This is a genomic window from Rhizobium phaseoli, assembly GCF_001664385.1.
Classification (GTDB): Bacteria; Pseudomonadota; Alphaproteobacteria; order Rhizobiales; family Rhizobiaceae; genus Rhizobium; species Rhizobium phaseoli.
This window is the reverse complement of the sequence record NZ_CP013536.1, coordinates 517,431-535,327: the sequence shown is the minus strand read 5'-3', so window position 1 is coordinate 535,327 and position 17,897 is coordinate 517,431. Positions and strand designations below refer to the sequence as shown.

At 60.4% G+C, this 17,897-nt stretch carries 19 protein-coding genes; 8 read left to right on the top strand and 11 right to left on the bottom strand.

Features of this window, described 5'->3' with window-relative positions; translation table 11 throughout:
- Positions 1–89: 89 nt before the first annotated feature.
- On the top strand, positions 90–413 hold the full coding sequence (locus AMC88_RS29670) for a DUF6665 family protein (protein WP_064830220.1): 324 nt from the start codon (positions 90–92) through the stop codon (positions 411–413).
- 44 nt (positions 414–457) lie between these two features.
- Positions 458–1,327 carry an aldose 1-epimerase family protein gene (locus AMC88_RS29665; protein ID WP_064830219.1) on the top strand — a complete coding sequence of 290 codons (870 nt, stop codon included), beginning with the start codon at positions 458–460 and terminating at the stop codon, positions 1,325–1,327.
- An 80-nt stretch (positions 1,328–1,407) separates the two neighbouring features.
- Here AMC88_RS29665 and AMC88_RS29660 read toward each other — a convergent pair whose 3' ends face one another.
- Both AMC88_RS29660 and AMC88_RS29655 read right to left on the bottom strand, forming a co-directional pair.
- Positions 1,408–2,991 carry a DHA2 family efflux MFS transporter permease subunit gene (locus tag AMC88_RS29660; protein ID WP_064830218.1) on the bottom strand — a complete coding sequence of 528 codons (1,584 nt, stop codon included), beginning with the start codon at positions 2,989–2,991 and terminating at the stop codon, positions 1,408–1,410.
- 21 nt (positions 2,992–3,012) lie between these two features.
- Positions 3,013–4,197, bottom strand: a complete 1,185-nt coding sequence (locus AMC88_RS29655) for an HlyD family secretion protein (RefSeq protein WP_064830217.1) — start codon at positions 4,195–4,197, stop codon at positions 3,013–3,015.
- Between the two features lie 136 nt (positions 4,198–4,333).
- Between AMC88_RS29655 and AMC88_RS29650 the strand changes: the two genes are divergently transcribed.
- The gene (locus AMC88_RS29650; protein WP_010025051.1) at positions 4,334–4,981 is read left to right on the top strand and encodes a TetR/AcrR family transcriptional regulator; all 648 of its coding nucleotides are present in this window, start codon (positions 4,334–4,336) and stop codon (positions 4,979–4,981) included.
- 56 nt (positions 4,982–5,037) lie between these two features.
- Here the strand turns inward: AMC88_RS29650 and uxuA are convergent, their stop codons facing one another.
- Both uxuA and AMC88_RS29640 read right to left on the bottom strand, forming a co-directional pair.
- Positions 5,038–6,225, bottom strand: a complete 1,188-nt coding sequence (gene uxuA / locus AMC88_RS29645) for a mannonate dehydratase (protein WP_016735702.1) — start codon at positions 6,223–6,225, stop codon at positions 5,038–5,040.
- 43 nt (positions 6,226–6,268) lie between these two features.
- Entirely contained in the window at positions 6,269–6,991 is a 723-nt protein-coding gene (locus AMC88_RS29640; protein WP_064830216.1) for a GntR family transcriptional regulator, read from the bottom strand.
- Positions 6,992–7,171: 180 nt separating this feature from the next.
- On the opposite strand from AMC88_RS29640, the gene AMC88_RS29635 reads away from it, so the two are divergent.
- The 3 genes from AMC88_RS29635 (at position 7,172) to AMC88_RS29625 (ending at position 9,464) form a co-directional block, all read left to right on the top strand.
- Positions 7,172–7,573: a DUF2934 domain-containing protein gene (locus AMC88_RS29635; protein ID WP_064830215.1), complete on the top strand. Its 402-nt coding sequence runs from the start codon at positions 7,172–7,174 to the stop codon at positions 7,571–7,573.
- Between the two features lie 51 nt (positions 7,574–7,624).
- Positions 7,625–7,876, top strand: coding sequence for a hypothetical protein (locus AMC88_RS29630; RefSeq protein ID WP_010005462.1), 252 nt, complete (start codon positions 7,625–7,627; stop codon positions 7,874–7,876).
- Positions 7,877–8,189: 313 nt separating this feature from the next.
- Entirely contained in the window at positions 8,190–9,464 is a 1,275-nt protein-coding gene (locus AMC88_RS29625) for an O-antigen ligase family protein (RefSeq protein WP_064830214.1), read from the top strand.
- A 32-nt stretch (positions 9,465–9,496) separates the two neighbouring features.
- Here the strand turns inward: AMC88_RS29625 and AMC88_RS29620 are convergent, their stop codons facing one another.
- From AMC88_RS29620 to AMC88_RS29590, 7 genes are all read right to left on the bottom strand, one after another.
- The gene (locus AMC88_RS29620) at positions 9,497–11,491 is read right to left on the bottom strand and encodes a polysaccharide biosynthesis protein (RefSeq protein ID WP_064830213.1); all 1,995 of its coding nucleotides are present in this window, start codon (positions 11,489–11,491) and stop codon (positions 9,497–9,499) included.
- Positions 11,492–11,614: 123 nt separating this feature from the next.
- Positions 11,615–12,181: a sugar transferase gene (locus AMC88_RS29615; protein WP_064830212.1), complete on the bottom strand. Its 567-nt coding sequence runs from the start codon at positions 12,179–12,181 to the stop codon at positions 11,615–11,617.
- Between the two features lie 337 nt (positions 12,182–12,518).
- The gene (locus AMC88_RS29610; protein WP_037145894.1) at positions 12,519–13,676 is read right to left on the bottom strand and encodes a glutathionylspermidine synthase family protein; all 1,158 of its coding nucleotides are present in this window, start codon (positions 13,674–13,676) and stop codon (positions 12,519–12,521) included.
- A gap of 1 nt (position 13,677) precedes the next feature.
- The gene (locus tag AMC88_RS29605; RefSeq protein WP_010000691.1) at positions 13,678–14,280 is read right to left on the bottom strand and encodes a DUF1190 domain-containing protein; all 603 of its coding nucleotides are present in this window, start codon (positions 14,278–14,280) and stop codon (positions 13,678–13,680) included.
- A gap of 11 nt (positions 14,281–14,291) precedes the next feature.
- A complete protein-coding gene (locus AMC88_RS29600; protein ID WP_004673652.1) occupies positions 14,292–14,693 on the bottom strand; it encodes a DUF350 domain-containing protein in 402 nt (133 codons plus the stop codon).
- 34 nt (positions 14,694–14,727) lie between these two features.
- Entirely contained in the window at positions 14,728–15,387 is a 660-nt protein-coding gene (locus tag AMC88_RS29595; RefSeq protein ID WP_064830211.1) for a YjfK family protein, read from the bottom strand.
- A complete protein-coding gene (locus tag AMC88_RS29590; protein ID WP_064830210.1) occupies positions 15,384–16,439 on the bottom strand; it encodes an ion channel in 1,056 nt (351 codons plus the stop codon). Before AMC88_RS29590 ends, AMC88_RS29595 begins: the two co-directional genes overlap by 4 nt.
- A gap of 103 nt (positions 16,440–16,542) precedes the next feature.
- Between AMC88_RS29590 and AMC88_RS29585 the strand changes: the two genes are divergently transcribed.
- Both AMC88_RS29585 and AMC88_RS29580 read left to right on the top strand, forming a co-directional pair.
- Complete coding sequence (locus tag AMC88_RS29585) at positions 16,543–16,989, top strand: YjfI family protein (protein WP_010009818.1); 447 nt, start codon at positions 16,543–16,545, stop codon at positions 16,987–16,989.
- Positions 16,986–17,723: a PspA/IM30 family protein gene (locus tag AMC88_RS29580; protein WP_010009822.1), complete on the top strand. Its 738-nt coding sequence runs from the start codon at positions 16,986–16,988 to the stop codon at positions 17,721–17,723. The genes AMC88_RS29585 and AMC88_RS29580 overlap by 4 nt, the downstream gene beginning before the upstream one ends.
- The last annotated feature ends 174 nt before the right edge of the window (positions 17,724–17,897 follow it).

Below are 17,897 nucleotides of genomic sequence, written 5' to 3'. Positions count from 1 at the left end.
ACGGCAGGATAGGCCCGTTTCCACCTCTCGATCTCCGGCTTCCGATTGGATAAGATCGCCGCCTACGCTGATTAAAGGATTTCCAGCCGATGAGCGTTCGCCTACCGCAGTCCTTCAGGCAGTCGCAGCAGGCCAATGGCTTCAACGTCCTCGAATATGGGCTGATGTCGGAACGCGCCAATTCGCTCGGCCGTCATGGGCTGAAGGTGGAGGCGGCGCTCGCCGCGTTAAGAGCCTGGGCCGTCGAGCGCCAGAGCGCGGAGGAACGCGAGAGGCTGCTCAACGAAGCCTCCGATGCCGTCTGGGCATTTTTCGTTCAGCGCGAGAGCTGCGGGTTGCGCAACAATCGCGACGCCATCCAACGTTACGGCATCCCAAACGAGGTGCTCGCCAGACTGGGCGCCATACGATAATAACGTAAAGGTCGTGCCCATCATCAGGGCGAAAGGAAATTGCGATGCCAAGCTCAATACGGATCGGCAATCAGCATCTTGCCGTCGACGTTTCCTCCCTCGGCGCCGAGATGCAGGCGCTCACCAGCGACGATGGACGCTCCTGGCTGTGGACGGGCGACGCGGCCTATTGGACCGGACGGTCGCCGATCCTGTTTCCGATCGTCGGCAAGGCGCCCGATGACACGCTGGCGATTGGCGGTACGGTCTACCCGATGGCCCAGCATGGCTTTGCCCGGCGAAGCGAGTTTAGCCTCGCCGCGTCCACGCCGAACATGTGCCGGCACGAACTTTCAGCCTCGGCAGCCACGCAGGCGGTCTATCCATTCGATTTCCTGCTGGCCGTGGAGCACGCGGTGGTGGGACGCGCGTTGACGGTGGCGGCGGAGGTCAGCAATCGCGACGTAAGACCGCTTCCCTTCGGTCTCGGCTTTCATCCCGCCTTCCTCTGGCCGCTGCCCGGCGCTGCCGGGCGCACCCACACGGTCACGCTCGACAATGAGGGTGAGCCGGAGCTCCTGCGGCTGGAGGGCGGCCTTATCAATCCGGTTCCATTGCCCTCCCCCTTCGATAAAGGCCGCCTGGTACTGGATCACGCCATGTTCGAGAAGGATGCGATGATTTTCCCAAGGGGCGCGGGCGAAGGCCTGCGTTACGGCACCGAAAGCGGACCGGCTTTGCGGTTCCGTTTCGAAAACCTTCCCAATCTCGCCCTGTGGACCAAACCGGGCGCGCCCTTTCTTTGCGTCGAGCCGTGGCACGGAACAGCCGCGGAAGCCGGAGGTTCATCGGAGCTGTCGCAACGCCCCTCCACCACCATCCTGGCGCCGGGGGCGACGGCGCGTTTCGCCTTTACCGTCGAGATCTTGCAGTAAAGGCTTCGCGCGCCCTGTCGGCGCGCGAAGCAGTTTTTATCCAGAACAGTTGTTTCTGCAGCGTTAGCCGCGGCCGATTGTCAGTGGGCGCCGGCGCCGGCGCCAGTCCGCGGCTTCTGGGTGAGCAGCAGGGCGACGGCAGCAATGGCCAGCACTACGCCGATCACGGCGAAAGTATCGGCAAAGCCCAGGATGAGGGCCTGGCGCCTGACGATCTGACCGAGAGCGGCAACGGCCTTGTGCGCGGCGACAGCGGGATCGGAAACCCCGTGCTGCATGAAATAGGCGGTCGTTTGTGCAAGACGATCGCGGACTTCATCCCGGCCGAGCGTTACGGACTGGCCGATGATATTGGAATGAAACTGCTCGCGTTTGGTCAGCACGGTGCCGAGCGTTGCCGTGCCGACGGCGCCGCCAAGATTGCGCAGCATGTTGGTCAGCCCCGAGGCGGCGGCCGCATCGGCAGGCGCGATGCCGGCGGTGGTGATGGCGGTGATCGGCGTCAACACCAAAGCCTGACCGACGGCGCGCACGATATTCGGAATCCAGAATTGGTCGCCGGCGGTGTCGGCCGAAAGCGTGATGTTGAGGAAGCAGCTGATCGCAAAGATCGAGATGCCGAGGAAGCCGATATAACGCGCGTCGAAGCGCTTCATCATCATCGGCACGAGCGGGATCAGCAGCAGTTGCGGCAGGCCGGTCCAGGCCAGCACGTTGCCGATCTGCTCGGCATTGTAGCGCTGCACCTGGCCGAGATATTGCGGCAGGATATAGACGGTCCCGAAGAGTGCGACGCCGACCAGCACGTTGACGGCAACGCCGATGCCGAAATTGCGCTGCGTCAGCAGGCTGAGCTTGACCAGCGGCTTCTTGACGGTGAGCTCGATCCAGATGAAGGCGGCAAGGAAGACGAAGGCGAGGATGCTGAGCTTGACGATGAAAGGCGAGGCGAACCAGTCTTCCTTGTTGCCTTCCTCCAGCACGGTTTGCAGCGCCGAGAGACCGATCGCCATAGTGACGATACCGGCCCAATCGCCCTCTTTAAGGAGGCCAAGCTGCATCGGCTGCTTCTCCAGCGTCAGGGCAAGAGCCGCAGCCATCACCGCGCTCGGGATGGCATTGATGAAGAAGATCGTCTGCCAGCCGTAGTTTTCGGTGAGATAACCGCCAATGGTCGGGCCGATCGCCGGCGCGAAGGTGACCGAAAGCGCGAAGATCGCCAGGCCCAGGGGCTGCTGGCTCTTCGGCAGCTTGGTCAGCACCATGGTGAAGGCCATGGGGATCAGCACGCCGCCGGCAAAACCCTGCAGGCCGCGCAGCACGATCATCGTACCGAGATCATGGGCGAAGGCGCAGGCAATCGAAAACAACGGAAACAGGATGGAGTTGACGAGGATATAACGGCGAAACGAGAAGACGCTGCTGAAATAGGCCGTCAGCGGAATGACGACGATCTCGCCGATCAGGTAGGAGGTCGAGATCCAGGCGCCGTTGTCGACGCCCGTTCCGATGCCGCCCTCGATATCGAGCAGGGAGGCATTGGTGATCTGGATGTTGAGGATCGCCATGAAGGCGCCGATCATGCCGGCGAGGACGGCGATCCAATCCCTTGTGCTGGCGCGCGGTTGCGCAATGGCCCCAGCGGTGGCCGCAATGCTTGACATGACAATCTCCCGATCCTGCGCTTATTTGCGATCGGCATCGGCCTTGGTGTCGATGCTCGGTTGGACGGACATGCCGGGGCGCAGATCGCCATTGGCGGCTTCGGCGTCCAGGACGATCTTGACGGGAATGCGTTGAACGACCTTGGTGAAGTTGCCTGTCGCATTGTCGGGCGGTAGCAGGGCGAATTCCTGGCCGCTTGCCGGCGCAAGGCTGTCGACATGGCCGTGATAGGTGCGGCCCGGGAAGGTATCGACCTCGATATCCACCGGCTGGCCGGCCCTGACATCGGTGAGTTGCGTTTCCTTATAGTTGGCGATCACATAGAGCGCGCTCGTCGGCACGACCGACATCAGCTGAGTGCCGGCCTGAACATATTGGCCGATACGCAGCGTGCGGTTGCCGATGGTGCCGTCGACGGGTGCGGTAATGGTCGCATAGGAGAGGTTCAGTTCGGCCTGATGCTGGACGGCCTGGTCATGGGCGAGCGTCGCTCTTGCCTGAGCAAGCTCGGCATTCAGGAGCTCGACCTGTTTGACGGCGGCATCTAGGGCTGCCGTATCACGAGTGATGGTCGCCTGGGCTGCAGCGATGGCGGAAGCCGCCTGCTGCGCGGTCTGAACCGGCGCGTAGCCATTGGTTGCGAGATTTGCATAGCGCTTGTTGTTTTGTTCGGCAAAGGTCTCATTGGCCTTGTCGACCTCCACCGTGGCGCGGGCGGCGGCAATCGTCGACTGCTGAATGTCGAGCGAGGCCTGCTTGGCATTGAGCGTCGCCTCCGCCGCGGCGACATCGGCCTTGGTCTGATCGAGAGCGGCGCGGAAATCGCGATCATCGATGCGGGCAAGCGGCTGACCGGCCTTGACCACCGCGTTATCGCTGACGAGCACTTCTGCGATATAGCCCGAAACCTTCGGTGCGACGGTTGTGTTGTCGGCCTTCACATAGGCATCGTCCGTCGCAATCTCGAAGCGGCCGACGGTCCAGTAGTTGTGGCCGTAATAAGCGGTTGCAGCGATCAGGACGACGGCCGTTGCGCCGAGCAGCAATCGGCGGCCAGTGCGCCTACGGGCGGGAGGCTCCGAGAGCACGGCAGGTTCGACCAAGTGCGGCGTGGCGCCGGCATCGAGCGTTGCGGGTGCGGCTTCGGCCGTGGTTTCCGGAGCAGGCGCGTTGTTGTTCAGGGCCTGCAGCGTTTTGATGGACATTGTCTCTCTCCTTGGAGTGGTCGCTGTCGCTACCGGCCGCGGCCTTCGAATTCAGGTGGAATGCGCTTTAGGAAACTTGATATTTTCCAAAATATGTATTAGAAAATGAATGTCAACGAGAATTTGGAAAATTGTGATGGTCCAAAATCACGAAATCGAGAAGAGGCCGCGAGGCCGGCCGCAGATCCGCTGCGACGACGACACGAGAAGCGTGATCATAGAGGCGGCCAACCGCCAGTTTCACGAGAGTGGATATGCCGCGGCAAGCATCGCTGCGATCGCGCAGGCCGCAGGGGTTTCGACCAAGACGCTTTACCGGCTGTTTCCGACGAAGGCCGATCTTTTTTCGGAGATGATTACGGAGCGGACGGGACGCTTTCTTATCGCGCTGGATCCCGGAACGCTCGCCGTGGCGGATCTGAGGCAGGGATTGGAGCGCATGCTGACGGCCTATGGCATGCTGACGCTTTCGCTGGATACGATCACCGTGACCCGGCTCGTCATCAGCGAGTCAGACCGTTTTCCTGAAATCGCCACCAGCTTTTATGAGAAAGCCATCGTCAGAACCAACACGCTGATGGAGGACTGGCTGCGCAGGCAGATCGACCACGGGCTGATCGCGCTTGACGATCCGCATGCCGCCTGTGGCATGTTGCGCGGCATGATGATCATGGAGCCGCAACGCGCTGCGATGCTGCGTCAGCAGCCGCCGCCCGGGGTCGAGGAGATCGCCGCGAGGGCGAAAATGTGCACGAATCTTTTTCTGAAGGGGTGCGCGCTCTGACGTTTTGAATACCAGAGCGCGGTGAGTTTCGCCGAAGCGCTGCTGCCCGAAAATTCTCAGGTCGGCGGAGCGCCAAGCGCATGCATGATGCCGCGGAGTTCGGCAAGGCCGCGCATGCGGCCAATCGCCGGATAACCGGGCGTGACTGTTTTGTCGAGATCGTCGAGCATGCGGTGACCATGGTCCGAACGGAAGACGATCGTGTCTTCGGCGCTGCGGCGGCGGTCTTCGGCAACCAGTTCCCGGAGAACCGCGACCATGTCGACGTCGCCTTCGAGATGCGCGCTTTCATGGAAGGTCCGGCCATCGCCCTCACGCGTCGTGGCGCGCAGATGGGCGAAGTGGATGCGCGAGGCGAAGCGTCGCGCGATTGCCGGCAGGTCGTTGTCGGCGCGCACGCCGAGGCTGCCGGTGCAGTAGCACATCCCGTTCGCCGCCGACGGCACTGCATCGAAGAGCGCGGCATAGTCATCGGCAGTCGAAGCGATGCGGGGAAGACCGAACAGCGAACGCGGCGGATCATCGGGATGCAGCGTCAGCTTGACGCCACGGGCTTCGGCAACCGGGGTCACTGCCTCCAGGAACTGGATCAGATGCCGGCGCAGGCGTGCGGCGTCGATACCGCTATAGGCGACCAGCTTTTCCCGGAAGGCTGGAATGGTCAGGGGCTCAGTGGTTGAGCCGGGCAAAGCCGAGGTGATGATGCGGGTGATCTCGGCAACTTCCTCCTGCGACATCTGCTCGAAGACGACACGCGCCCGTTCGCGGTCTTCCGCGGAATATTGCCGATCCGCATCCGGACGTTTCAGAACGAAAAGATCGAAGGCTGCGAAGCGCTCGTGATCGAAGCGCATGGCTGTCGCACCTGTCGGCGTCACGAAATCGAGTTCGGTGCGGGTCCAGTCGACGACGGGCATGAAATTATAGCAGACGATCGGAATGCCGCAGGCAGCAACTGCTTCCAGGCTGGCAATCCACGCCTCGATTTCGGCCTTTGCTTCCCCGCCCTTGCGCTTGACGGCGTCGGGAATCGGAATGCTTTCGACGACGGACCATACGAGCGGCGACCGATCGGCAGGCGTGGTCTCGATCAGCGATTGGCGTTCGCGCACTTCCTTTTCCGTCCAGGCCCTGCCGATCGGCACCTGATGCAGCGACGAGACGATATTGGTCGCGCCCGTCTGACGGACCTCATCCAGCGTCACCGGCGCTTCCGGCCCGAACCATCTCCAACCCTGCCGCATCCTTCTTCCTTCCCTAGCTTTTCGTTTCGTGGTGGTCCTGTTGTCAGCAGAAATAATTGGGGTAACGCGAGCACAGCTCGTCGACATCGGGAATGACGGCGCTCAAATGGTGGATCATGGCGCTACGCGCAGCCGCCGCGTCATGGGCGGCCAGCGCGTCGCGGATGATCATATGTTCGGAAACCACATTGCCCATGCGCCCGAGCGCCGGCAATGTCAGCCGCCGGGCCCGGTCGAGCTGCACCTTGACCGCCTTCAGAATCGCCCAGATCCCGGGATAGCCTGATATCTGCGCGATCGCCTCATGGAAGGCTTCGTCCTCCTCGTGGAAGCTTGCGGTGTCGCCGGCCGTGGCATGCGAGCGTTGCCGGGCAATGATCGCATCAAGACGGGCGATATCGGCTGGAGTGGCAGTCTCAGCCGCCATTTCGACGGTGGTGCCTTCGAGCGCCTTGCGCACGACGACCGCCTCGGGGATCGCCGAGACCGGCACCCGCGATACGACGGTACCCGACTGCGGAAAGATATCGACCAGTCCGCCTTCGGAGAGCCTCAGCAACGCCTCACGCACCGGCGTGCGGCTGACGCCGAATTCGTCCGCGATCCGCTTTTCCTGCAGAAACAGGCCGGGCGGCATCCGCAGCGAGATGATATCGGCATAGAGACGCTCATAAATGGCGCCGGCCGTGGTGACGCGGCGCGGCCTGCGACGGGCGTCGTGCGGAATCGGGACGACATGCGCGTCGGTTTCTGGGGCTTGCCTCATAAACGCTACCGGGCTTTGGTCTTTAGCATACTAGTATATCAGTTTTGATGCCCTGCCAAGATACCGGACCGCCGGCATGTTGTATGGCAAGCGTTCTGAAACAGCCTTTCAGTGCTGGTCGGGACTCTGTGTGGAACTTAGATCAGCGGAATTGGTTGAGACCCCATCAAGGAGGCGCCGATGAAAAATCCGTTACGACGCAAAAACGAAATCCCAACCGACGACACGCAGATCAAGGATTCGTCCCCCGCTCGCACGGGCAAAGGCAAGACGGCGCGGAAAGCCATTCGGGAACCCGTGGAGCAGAGCATCGGTTCTCAGTCAGCCGCCCGTGAGGACGAGATCCGCAAGAGGGCACACGCGCTGTGGGAGAAGGAAGGGCGGCCGGAAGGCAAGCATCGGGATCACTGGATCCGCGCCGAGCACGAGTTCGATACGCAGCGGGACGAGGCTGATAATCCCCCCAGGCTCGCAGCCTTGCGAGAGGCCTCTCGCCAGCATCGCGACGCCTTTCTCGTCAAGACGGATCTCGAAGACGCGGATCAACGCGAAGCCTCACCCGGCACTCGCGAGCAGGATTGAAATTACAGCCCGGCAAAATTTAGCACGAGCACATTCAGGAAAGGTCCCGACATGGCTGACAAACAGGATTTGAACGCCGGCTTCACTGGCACACCCGTCGAACAGCCGGAAGGATTGGCCAGGGTCGCCCAGACGGCAGCGAGTGGCGTGAAACGCGAGGTCCATGCAGTCACCGTTGGCGCCAGAGACCATCCGCACACTGCAAGCGCATTGTTGCTTGGCATCGGTATTGTGGCGTTCGGGTTCGGCTATCTCCTTGGGCGATCATCGGCGGAAAGCCTGGCCCGCTCATATTGGCGTTAGCTATGGACCTTAACGAGTGAGCCGCGCGAGCGGAAGAATGATAAAGCCGGATCGTCTGGTCGACCGGCGTCACCAAACGCGCAAATGACATCCTTAGGGTAAGGTCGCCGCACCTCAAACGTGTTTCGTCGTCGCATCAGCCTTGCCGTTGCAGGGCATTGCGGCGCATCGACGGTAGAGCAAAAGGCGTCCGCGTTCTGCTGTTGCCGGAATACGACAGTCAGAAAAGCGCGGGTTGCGCCCGCGCCCACCGCTTGACAGCGGTGACAACGGTCCTTAGCGAGGCTGGATCAGACACCTCAGGATCAGCAAAGTGAATTACTTCAGGCAACTCGCGATTGCGGTACTTCATCCCGGGAGCGGGTCTGGAAGCGCATTTGATCGTACCAACGGCATTGCGGTTTTTCTCTTTGCAATCCTGCCCGGGCTTTCCCCCAATTTTAACGGGTTCATCCTCCTCGCGTCGATGCTGTCGGCCTTCTATTTACTGGCGACAGCCCGCTTTCCTCTGAATCTGTCGAAATCGGACCGAGCAGTTGCCATTTGCATGACGATCTACCCGCTGGTGATGATCGCGAGCATCGCCATCAATCCGCCTTACTCCGAAGTGCCAGACTGGATATTCCGTCTCCTGCCCTTCTTTTCGATCTGGCTGATATTGCCGCGAATGCGCCAATCTCCCGAGGGCCGCCTCGTGCCGCTGTTTATCCTCGGCGCCGGGATCGGCATGATCGTCACCTTTCTCATGAGCCTGCTGCAGATCATGTTTCTGATGGAAAGAGCAGAGGCTGGGACTTCGAATGCTGCACTCCTCGGCATCATAGGTCTGCTTTTCGGCGGCGTTGCGCTTCTCAACGTTCAGTCTCCGAAAAGCGTGGAGCAAAGAATTGCGATCTTGGGATATGCCGCGGGCCTCGGTTGCGTACTGCTTTCCGGAACGCGTTCGGCTTGGCTCGCCATTCCCGTCCATCTCGTCATCCTTCTCTGGTATTTCCGCAAACACAGCTTTCATCTGAGTTTGCGCAGTCTCGCCATCACCGGCTCTTTGCTGTTTGCGGGACTTATCGCGCTGGGCAGCGGCCAAATCATCCATCGCATCCAGGCGCTACAGGAAAATATGGCTTCGCTTGAACGCAGCGAAGACGAGGTTACCTCGCTCAGCGCACGGGTCGCTTTATACAAGGGCGCACTGTCAGCCATCAGCAAGGACCCGTTGACCGGTTATGGCCCGCAGAACAGGATGGCCTCGGTTTTGGCGGAACTGCCAGACAGCATGCGGCCATACTTGACCTTCTCGCATGTTCATAACGGCTTTCTGACAGCGGGAATTGACGCCGGCGTCGTCGGCATCGCGGCGCTTTCGCTGCTGCTCCTGACGCCCTTGATAGCCGCGTGGAAAAAGGAACCTGGTCCCGGCAGAGACCTGTCTATCGCGCTCGCGCTTCTGCTCACCAGCAGCTACCTAATAACCGGCAGCGTCGGCATCATGTTCAACCAAAAGGCGCTGGATCCAATCTTTGCCTATATGGTCGCCCTCATTTGCGTGGATCGGGGCAGCACACGCTTCGCGCCCGTCGTGCGAAGCTGAATTCCCGCGCTCAACGTCGCTGATTGTCGTCTTCAGGCTGCCGTGATGGTTTCGGCGTTGGTGAAGGCAAGATCCGACACCTCACCGGTTGAGGAATAGCCGGAGACGAGTTCTGCCAAGGTCGCACGTGCCGCGACCATATCGTTTCGATCCAGTGCCGCATTGAGCGAGCTGAGTTTCTTCGAAAGCTCCGGCCAGAACAGGAAATCCTCGCGCGCCTTCATAATCCTGGGATGTTCGGTTGTCTCAGGATTATCCCCGATCAACAGTTCTTCATAAAGCTTCTCGCCGGGTCTCAGGCCGGTCACGGAAAGCTCGATATCCCCTTCGGGATTATCCTCGTCTCGGACGGCCAATCCCGAAAGCTCGACCATCTTGCGGGCGAGGTCTGCGATGCGGACGGGCTCTCCCATGTCGAGCAGGAAAACATCCCCACCTTCGGCCATCGCGCCCGCCTGAATGACAAGTTGCGAGGCCTCCGAAATGGTCATGAAGTAGCGGGTTATTTTCGGGTGCGTCAAGGTAACCGGCCCGCCGTCCTTGATCTGCTGCCGGAACAGCGGCACGACGGATCCGGAGGACCCGAGCACGTTTCCGAACCGGACCATGGAGAAGTTCGTGCGCACTCTGTCAACGGCCGGTTCTGCGGCAAGCGCCTGCAGAACCATCTCCGCCAGCCTCTTGCTGGCGCCCATCACGTTCGTCGGACGCACGGCCTTGTCCGTACTGATCAGCACGAAATTCAAGACGCCGCATTTATTCGCCGCGCGTGCGGTGATCAGCGTCCCCATGACGTTGTTCTTGATGCCTTCCACCGCATTATGTTCGACGAGAGGCACATGCTTGTAAGCGGCGGCATGATAGAGCGTCTGCGGCCGCCAGCTCTGCATGATATGTTCCATGCGGTCCTGGTCGCGGACGGAACAAAGGATCGGAACGATCTGCAGGCTTTCCAGCTTGTAAAGTTCGGCCAGCTTCAGCAATTCGGCGTGGATATTATAAAGCGCGAACTCATTCTGATCGATGAGGATGAGGCTCGAAGGCGCGTTGCGCAGAATCTGCCGACAGAGTTCACCACCGATGGAACCGCCGGCGCCCGTGACCATCACCACCTTTTTGCGCATCGCCTTGTCGAGCAATTCCTGCCGCGGCGCCACCGCTTCCCTGCCCAACAGATCTTCGATCTCCAGCTCGCGAATGTCGGAGACGGCGACACGGCCCTGAGCAAGCGCCGTGAGGTCCGGCAAAGTCCGGACGTTCACCCTGGCTTTGCGGATATGCTCGAGAATTTCATTGCGCCGCTGCCGCGATGCGGATGGCAGGGCAAGAAGCACATTGTGCACGCCAAGAGCTTCGGCGAGCACCGGAAGATCCGACGGGTCGTAGATCGGCAAGCCGCCCATGATGCCGCCCTTAAGACGCGGATCATCGTCCAGGTAACCGACGACATTGAGTTCGGCGCTGTTCGTCAGAGCACCGGCCAATTGTCGGCCGGCATTCCCTGCCCCGTAGATCAGCACCTTTGCGAGCGTATTCTGGTGAAGGATACGCTGATAGGTATCGCCGAGCCAATAGCGGATGCCCAGTCGCGACAGGCCGATCGCAATCAGCAGCAGGAAAGGCTGGAGAATACCGACCGTTCTCGGAACGCCAGGGACGCTCAGCGCAGTAAAAATCGTCATGAAGGCGACGCCGTAGATCGCAATAGCCTTCAGAACTGCGATGAAAGCGGCAAGACCGGCGTAGCGGAAGATTGCCCGATACATGCCCATGACGATGAAGATGGGAAGGGCCATGCACAGGGAGACGAAGACCGGCAACCACTGCACGCCGGTCAGCACCGTCCATTCGTTCAGTCTGAAGCAATAAGCCAGCCAGATCGTCAGGATGCAAAAGCTCGAATCCACCAGCAAGGCGAGCGCGCGTTTGGCAGGACGCGGCATCGCCAGCAGAGGGGCGACGAGCGCCTGCATCGGCACTAAGAACCATGCTGAGCGTGGCGTCTCAGTGGGGGTATTTTCAGGCATTGCTTCCCAGCGTCTCGCGGATCAATCAGACAATCCCCTTCTTGTCATTTTCTACAACGAGCGCAACTGAAATAATCGGAAACCAAGGTCTTCCGCGGCACTTATCTATCAGAAGTAGGTAACTTAATGCTTTATTCCCTTGCGGCGGATGACCTTCCCGGCCGTCAAAAACAGGATGCGCATATCGAAGCCGATCGAGCGCCGGTGAAGATATTCGACGTCGAATTTCACTTTCTCCGGAATCGGCAATTCGTCGCGGCCGTTGATCTGAGCCCACCCGGTCAGTCCAGGCAGGAGTTTGTCGACGCCGTGGGCCGTCCGCAATTCGATCAGATCATACTGATTGTAGAGCGCCGGCCGAGGCCCGACGAAACTCATCCTGCCCACCAGAATGCACCAGAGCTGCGGCAGTTCGTCGAGGCTGGACTTGCGCAGAAACGAACCGATGGGGGTCAGAAACCGATCGGGATTTTCGAGCAGATGTGTGGCAACCGTCGGCGTGTCGACGCGCATGCTGCGAAATTTCGGCATCAGGAAGATCTGATTGAAGCGGCCGACACGTTTGGACCAGTAGAGGATCGGGCCCGGCGAAGTCATCCGGACGCAGAGAGCGACGACAAGGATCGGAACAAACAGGACGACCGACGCGACCACAGCCAGAAGAATATCGACTGCCCGTTTCAAACCCACGCTCCGCACTTGTTCCACCGCCTCAAGGGAGATTTTGCCATACGTCCCACCGCGCCGTATCGTCAAAAAAACGCAGCGCGTCAATCACGGTTGTTGCCGCTTTCGTCAAGACCGGCCTACTGATCATCGCCCGTGTCCCTTGACTCACCTGTGCATCAATAAATTGGAATCCGATAAGGCTCGAGCGAATTTCAAGGCGCCGTTGCTCAGTTCCCGCCCCAGGTTCACTGCAGTAAACTCTCCCCTCACTTGCGGCTTTGCTCGGCGTGTCTGTGACAGACCCTCTTGTGGCAAGGATTGGGTTCAATACGCGATATGCTACGCACGTAATGGAATTTTACCCCATTATAATGTGCGGCACGAAACGCGACAGATTGGCCGTTATGCGTGAGCGATCCTCGCGCACGGCAAGGCCGCAGGCGCGATCGCCGGCGACCCAGCTGCCGAGCACGGCAAAGCCGCCATTGCTTTCGAAAAGCGGGGCATAGGCTTGGATGACGAAACCTTCGTCGCCGTAATCACCGGGTGCAGAAACCAGTTCCTGCCCCTCTCGAAAGATCGTAACGTTTTCGCCTTCTCGCGACAATAGCGGCTTGCGCACATAGTCGGTCAAGGTCGAAGCCGCCGGGTCGTCGGTGAAATAGCTGGGCAGCAGATTGGGGTGATTGGGGTGGCGCTGCCAGAGCAGAGGCAGAAGCCCTTTGTTGGAAAGCACGGCCTTCCAAGCGGGTTCGACGAAAACATCGCCCGAGCGCGCGAGTTCGCGGGCGAACGGCTCGCGCAGCATGAATTCCCATGGGTACAGCTTGAAGCAGCGATCGATCACCCGATCCTTGAGATCGGTGTAGCGGCCCTCAGCATCGATGCCGATCTCGCGAATGTCGAGAAGCTCGACGCGATGGCCGGCCTGCACCGCACAGTCCATCAGATAGACCGTGGTGCCGCGATCCTCCTCATTGTCGGTTATCGCCGCGAAATGGAAGATCGATTCCTTGGGGAACTGGTCGAATGCCTCGACAAGGCTCTCCTGCAGGAAATTATACTGGTCCGCCTCCTTCGGCAGAACACCCAAAGCGATCTGGTCGGTCAGCCAGTTGAACTGAAAATAGGCGGTCTCGAAGACGGAGGTCGGAGTATCCGCGTTGTATTCGAGCAGCTTGGCCGGGCCGTTGCCGTCATAAGCAAGATCGAAGCGGCCGTAGAGGTGCCGGTCGCGGCGCTGCCAGGATCGCTGCACCACATCGCGCAGGTCCTCCGGAATGGCCAGCCGGTCGAGCGACTCTTCGCTGCCGACGATATCACCGACCAGATCCATGCACATGTCGTGCAGTTGCTGGCTCGGCTCTTCGATCTGCGTCTCGATCTCATCCAGTGTGAACGTATAGGCGGCATCGTCGAGCCAGTAGGGCTCGCCATACATGACGTGAAATCCGAAGCCGACGGCGCGCGCCTTGTCACGCCAATCGGGACGCGCAGGAAGAGTGATGCGCTTCATGTCAGCCGCCGAAACTGAAGGACGAGCGGCCACCGAAGCCCTGCCGGGCGACGGTGCGGGTATTGACGTTGACCGGCTTGACACTTTGGCGCGAAGGCGCAGTCACGCTGTCGCTGCGCATACCGCCCGAACGAACGGTGGTCGTCAGCGTCTGCCCCGAGCGATTGCGATAGATCGGCGTCGAGCCGTAATAGTAGCCGGCTTCCTCCTGGCGCCGGCGATAATCGTAATAATCGCTGACGTTGTTCAATGCCGAAGACAGCATATAGCCTGCCAGGAAGGGCATGAAGACGCTGCCGCTCCCGCCGGTGTTGTTGGGCAGAGCGTTGGCCGATTGTTCCGTGCACTGACCCTTGCCGTATTCGGCTTCGCACGCAGCCATGCCGTCGAAACGCGGCGCGGTGGCGAGGTGGGCGCGCATCGCATCCTGATAACTGGCCTGGCAGACCTGCCGGTCCATCCCGGCGGTCACGCATTGGTCGACCGACGTGAACATTATATCCGAAGGAGTGTCATCGCCGCAGCCGGACAGTGCCAGGGTCGAGGCAGCGATGGTGCCAAGGGCCAGGAAAGGTCGCCTGTGCCCGCTCATGCGTCTGCGCATCTTTCCCTCCCTCAATAGGTCATGCAGGCGGCGTTGAGAATGCCGATGACGAGGGCGATTCCGCCGCCCCATAGGCCGGCGGCGATATCGTCGGCGGTGATCTTTTCATGCAGATCCGTCATGGTGAAGTTCGCTATATAAAATGCGAGGATCTGCGCCAGGATGCCGATCGCCGCCCAGATGACGTAGTCGATGATGCTGACCGAATTGGCTGCCGCCGAAGCCAGAGGCAGGCTGAAACCGACAAGGGCGCCCAAGAATGCCGTAACGGCCGCAAGATTGCCGGCGCGGATGAGTTGTACCTCCTGTTGCGGCGTCAGCCAGGTATAGATCACCGCGAAAACAGCGTAGGCGCCGAGACCGATGGCGAAATAGCCAAGGAAGGCAGGCAGGCCCGCCACGTAATCGAGCATCGATAAAATCCTCCGTTAAAATTGATAAAGCCCATCAGACGCGGCGAACGTCGGCGGGAGCCAGACCGTAACCGATCAGAAATTCCACTGAACTGCCCGCCTGGCTCTGGCCGAGGTCGAGGTCGCGTTCGACATTGATCAGCAGCATTTCGCGCGTCGAGCCAAGCGGCCGATAATACAACATACAGGTCTGATGAATGGCGCGCTGCGCTTCACCGTCCTCGACCCTTTCGACAAATTCCACCAGCTGGGCGCGTTCCGGGCCGTCGCCCCAGAACCGGTTGTAGAGGATCCCGTCGGCATCATAGGATGGCTGTCCGATCAGGCCGGCCGGCCCGGTCCAGCGGTTCCATTCGCTCTGACCGGCAGGAACGACGCTGTCCCACGGCTGATAGAAGCTGATATCGTCGATCACATCACCGGGCTTGCCCGAGGCCGACATCACCTGAATCATCCGGTTCTCTTCATCGTAATAGCGCGACAGAACCGTGGCGGCATCGAGCAGAACCTCACCGTAACCGGCAATGATAAATGGCCCGCTCCGTGGCAGCGGCATGGCCGGCTCGCCGCCCAAAGCATCGGCTTCAAGGGAGAGGAAATCGATCTCGAACGCCCCACCGATGGCAACGTTCAAGGGACCGAGTTCTTTTGGCAGGGGCTTTTCTTCCTTGTTTCCACCGAACCAGCCGATCATGTTTCGTCTCCCATTCTAGCCCAGGCGATGGTGGCGGGATCTAGCCGCATTCCGCTGATGTAGTAAAGAGTCTCCCCGCCGCGCATCGGCGTCTCGTCTCGGCAATTCAGATCGGTTATGCCCTCGCTCAGCATGCCCACCAGCGTCACGTTGTACCGGCGCTTGAGCCTTAAAAATACCTCGCCATAGAGCAGTGGCGTTTGCAAAGGCGGCACCGGCAGGGAAAAGGCCGTGTCGGTGGAGGCGGCCGACAGCAGCCGCGCGGCGATTTCCGAGGAGCCCGGATCACGCGCTGAACGCGACAGGAGCTCCTCGGCGAGCGATCCCACCGCCTCGACACGCGGCCGCAGCTGTTTGACCATCTGCGCCGTGCGGTCATCGTCGAAATAGGCAACGATATGGGCATTGGGCGCGTGATCCTCGGCAATCAGGACTGCGGCCAGCGTTTCGTCGTCATTGGCGCCGCGCGCAATGATCGCGCGCGCCTGGGCTATGCCGGCCCGAGTCAAGGCATCAGCATCGGCAAGCCGATCGCTTCTGATATAGTCGGCGTAGTCGGTGGCTGGATTTTCCGGCAGGTCCTTGGCAACCAGAACGCTCATCGGCTCGTCGGCATGGCGTTCGGAATGCAGCAGCCGCAGCGTCTGGTGTGTCTGCCCCTCTTGCCAGCCTACAACGATGATATGGCCGGCGCGTTCGCTGTAATCACCCAATCCGCGCATGCGATTCCTCCAGATCGTACCGATAGCTGTCAACAACTTGCCAAGAACTGCAGTAAAGATGGCAATGCCACCGGGAAGAACGATCAGCACGGTGATGAGCCGGCCGGGCGCCGACTTTGGAGAAAGATCGCCATAGCCGACAGTCGTTGCGGTGACCATATAATAATAAACGAAGTCGACCGGCCTGCCGACGAGATCGCCCTCGCCTGCCAGCATAAAGAGCAGGTAAGACAAGACCAGATGAAGAACGAGGATAAGAAAAAGCGCTGACCAGGCCAATTCGCCCAGCGAAAGATATATACGCCGCAGAAATGAAGCGATAAATGGCAAGCGATTCCCCCGGTTGCTAACGTGCACCCTATCGAAATTTATTTCGCGCGCCAGACCTTTAAGTTGTAAACCGACTACCCAGATATTTTTGACGCTCTAACCGATGGAGGACTTTTTGGAGACCTGGAACCTCACAACTTTGACGCGCCTGTTCGCCGCCGATCCGGAGGCGCTCGGCGATGTTGATGTAGCCGTACCCGAGCACGGGGACGTCTTGTGTGTAACGCTGAAGGAAAGAGGCGATCTTGACGTCTTCGTCACGGTGAGCGGCGAGCGCGATATCCTCGTCAGCGTTGTTCTGGTGCCCTGCAAGGAGGTGCCCAAGCGAGAGGCCTTCGAACGCATGGTTCTGAAGACGCACAAGTTCGTCCCGCTTTCGAGCTTCGGCATCACCACGATCGACGGTGAGGAATGGTACGAATTGTTCGGTTCGCTGTCGGCACGCTCGTCGGCCGAGACCGTCGTCGAGGAAGTCGCAATTCTGGCTGCCAATGCCGTCGATGCAGCGCATATGATTGAAGAATGGAAAAGCGGGGAGATTGCAGCGTGAGCACCTGGGGAAAGATTTTTACCGCCATTCGCGGCGGCATCAACGAGGCAGCAGAAGCGGCCGCCGACAGCCAATCCATGCGCATTCTCGACCAGGAAATTCGCGACGCCGAGCAGTCGCTGCGCCGGGCGCGATCCGATCTGGCCGGCATCATGGCATCGAACAAGAGCGTCATGCGCCGGCTTGAAGAAAACCGCGCGAAGGAAACCAAGGATACCGACAGCGCCCGCGCCGCGATCTCCGCAGGCCGTACGGATCTCGCGCAAGGTCTCGCGCAGCGCATTGCCAATAGCCGCGCCGAAGTGCAGCGAGACCAGGAAGAGCTCGATCGGCTGCTGCCCCGCCAGCAGCAGATGCTGCGCACGATCCAGGAAACCGAGTCGCGCATCGCGCAGATGAAGCGCGAAGTGGAGAACGTCAAAGCCAACGAGTCGCTGCTGCGCGCCCAATCGGCGATCGCCCATAGCCAGTCGGGCATCAACACTCGTCTCGGCAGCGCCGTGGAAAGTCTCGAACGCATCAAGAAACGCCAGGAAATCACCGCCGGCCGTATCGAAGCCGGTGCTGAACTGGCCGCGCTGGAAAACGGCAGCGATCTCGACCGCCAGCTGCGCGAGGCCGGCATTGGCAGTTCGAGCCATTCGGCCGACGACATTCTCGCTCAGCTGATGGCGCCGACGCACTCGGCCGAGCCGGTCTTGCTGCCCGCCCCTGCCGGCAACAAGGACCGATAATTCCCGGAGCGGCCGCCCAGTCGTAAGAGTGATCTTGAAGACGGAGCGGCCGTACAGGGAATTTCGGCGTTGCAGACCGAACAAGTCGAAGAATGAATGATCTCGTCAGGCTGCTGCGGGCCGAGCTCGTGCTTGCCGAAGCGACCGCAGGTGGCCAGATCGGGGGCACCAGGC

What these genes read in the sequence shown, in the direction of transcription:
- AMC88_RS29670 (WP_064830220.1), top strand. Translation starts at nt 90, where the DNA reads ATGAGCGTTCGCCTACCGCAGTCCTTCAGGCAGTCGCAGCAGGCCAAT.
- AMC88_RS29665 (WP_064830219.1), top strand. Translation starts at nt 458, where the DNA reads ATGCCAAGCTCAATACGGATCGGCAATCAGCATCTTGCCGTCGACGTT.
- AMC88_RS29660 (WP_064830218.1), bottom strand. Translation starts at nt 2,991, where the DNA reads ATGTCAAGCATTGCGGCCACCGCTGGGGCCATTGCGCAACCGCGCGCC.
- AMC88_RS29655 (WP_064830217.1), bottom strand. Translation starts at nt 4,197, where the DNA reads ATGTCCATCAAAACGCTGCAGGCCCTGAACAACAACGCGCCTGCTCCG.
- AMC88_RS29650 (WP_010025051.1), top strand. Translation starts at nt 4,334, where the DNA reads ATGGTCCAAAATCACGAAATCGAGAAGAGGCCGCGAGGCCGGCCGCAG.
- uxuA (WP_016735702.1), bottom strand. Translation starts at nt 6,225, where the DNA reads ATGCGGCAGGGTTGGAGATGGTTCGGGCCGGAAGCGCCGGTGACGCTG.
- AMC88_RS29640 (WP_064830216.1), bottom strand. Translation starts at nt 6,991, where the DNA reads ATGAGGCAAGCCCCAGAAACCGACGCGCATGTCGTCCCGATTCCGCAC.
- AMC88_RS29635 (WP_064830215.1), top strand. Translation starts at nt 7,172, where the DNA reads ATGAAAAATCCGTTACGACGCAAAAACGAAATCCCAACCGACGACACG.
- AMC88_RS29630 (WP_010005462.1), top strand. Translation starts at nt 7,625, where the DNA reads ATGGCTGACAAACAGGATTTGAACGCCGGCTTCACTGGCACACCCGTC.
- AMC88_RS29620 (WP_064830213.1), bottom strand. Translation starts at nt 11,491, where the DNA reads ATGCCTGAAAATACCCCCACTGAGACGCCACGCTCAGCATGGTTCTTA.
- AMC88_RS29610 (WP_037145894.1), bottom strand. Translation starts at nt 13,676, where the DNA reads ATGAAGCGCATCACTCTTCCTGCGCGTCCCGATTGGCGTGACAAGGCG.
- AMC88_RS29605 (WP_010000691.1), bottom strand. Translation starts at nt 14,280, where the DNA reads ATGCGCAGACGCATGAGCGGGCACAGGCGACCTTTCCTGGCCCTTGGC.
- AMC88_RS29600 (WP_004673652.1), bottom strand. Translation starts at nt 14,693, where the DNA reads ATGCTCGATTACGTGGCGGGCCTGCCTGCCTTCCTTGGCTATTTCGCC.
- AMC88_RS29595 (WP_064830211.1), bottom strand. Translation starts at nt 15,387, where the DNA reads ATGATCGGCTGGTTCGGTGGAAACAAGGAAGAAAAGCCCCTGCCAAAA.
- AMC88_RS29585 (WP_010009818.1), top strand. Translation starts at nt 16,543, where the DNA reads ATGGAGGACTTTTTGGAGACCTGGAACCTCACAACTTTGACGCGCCTG.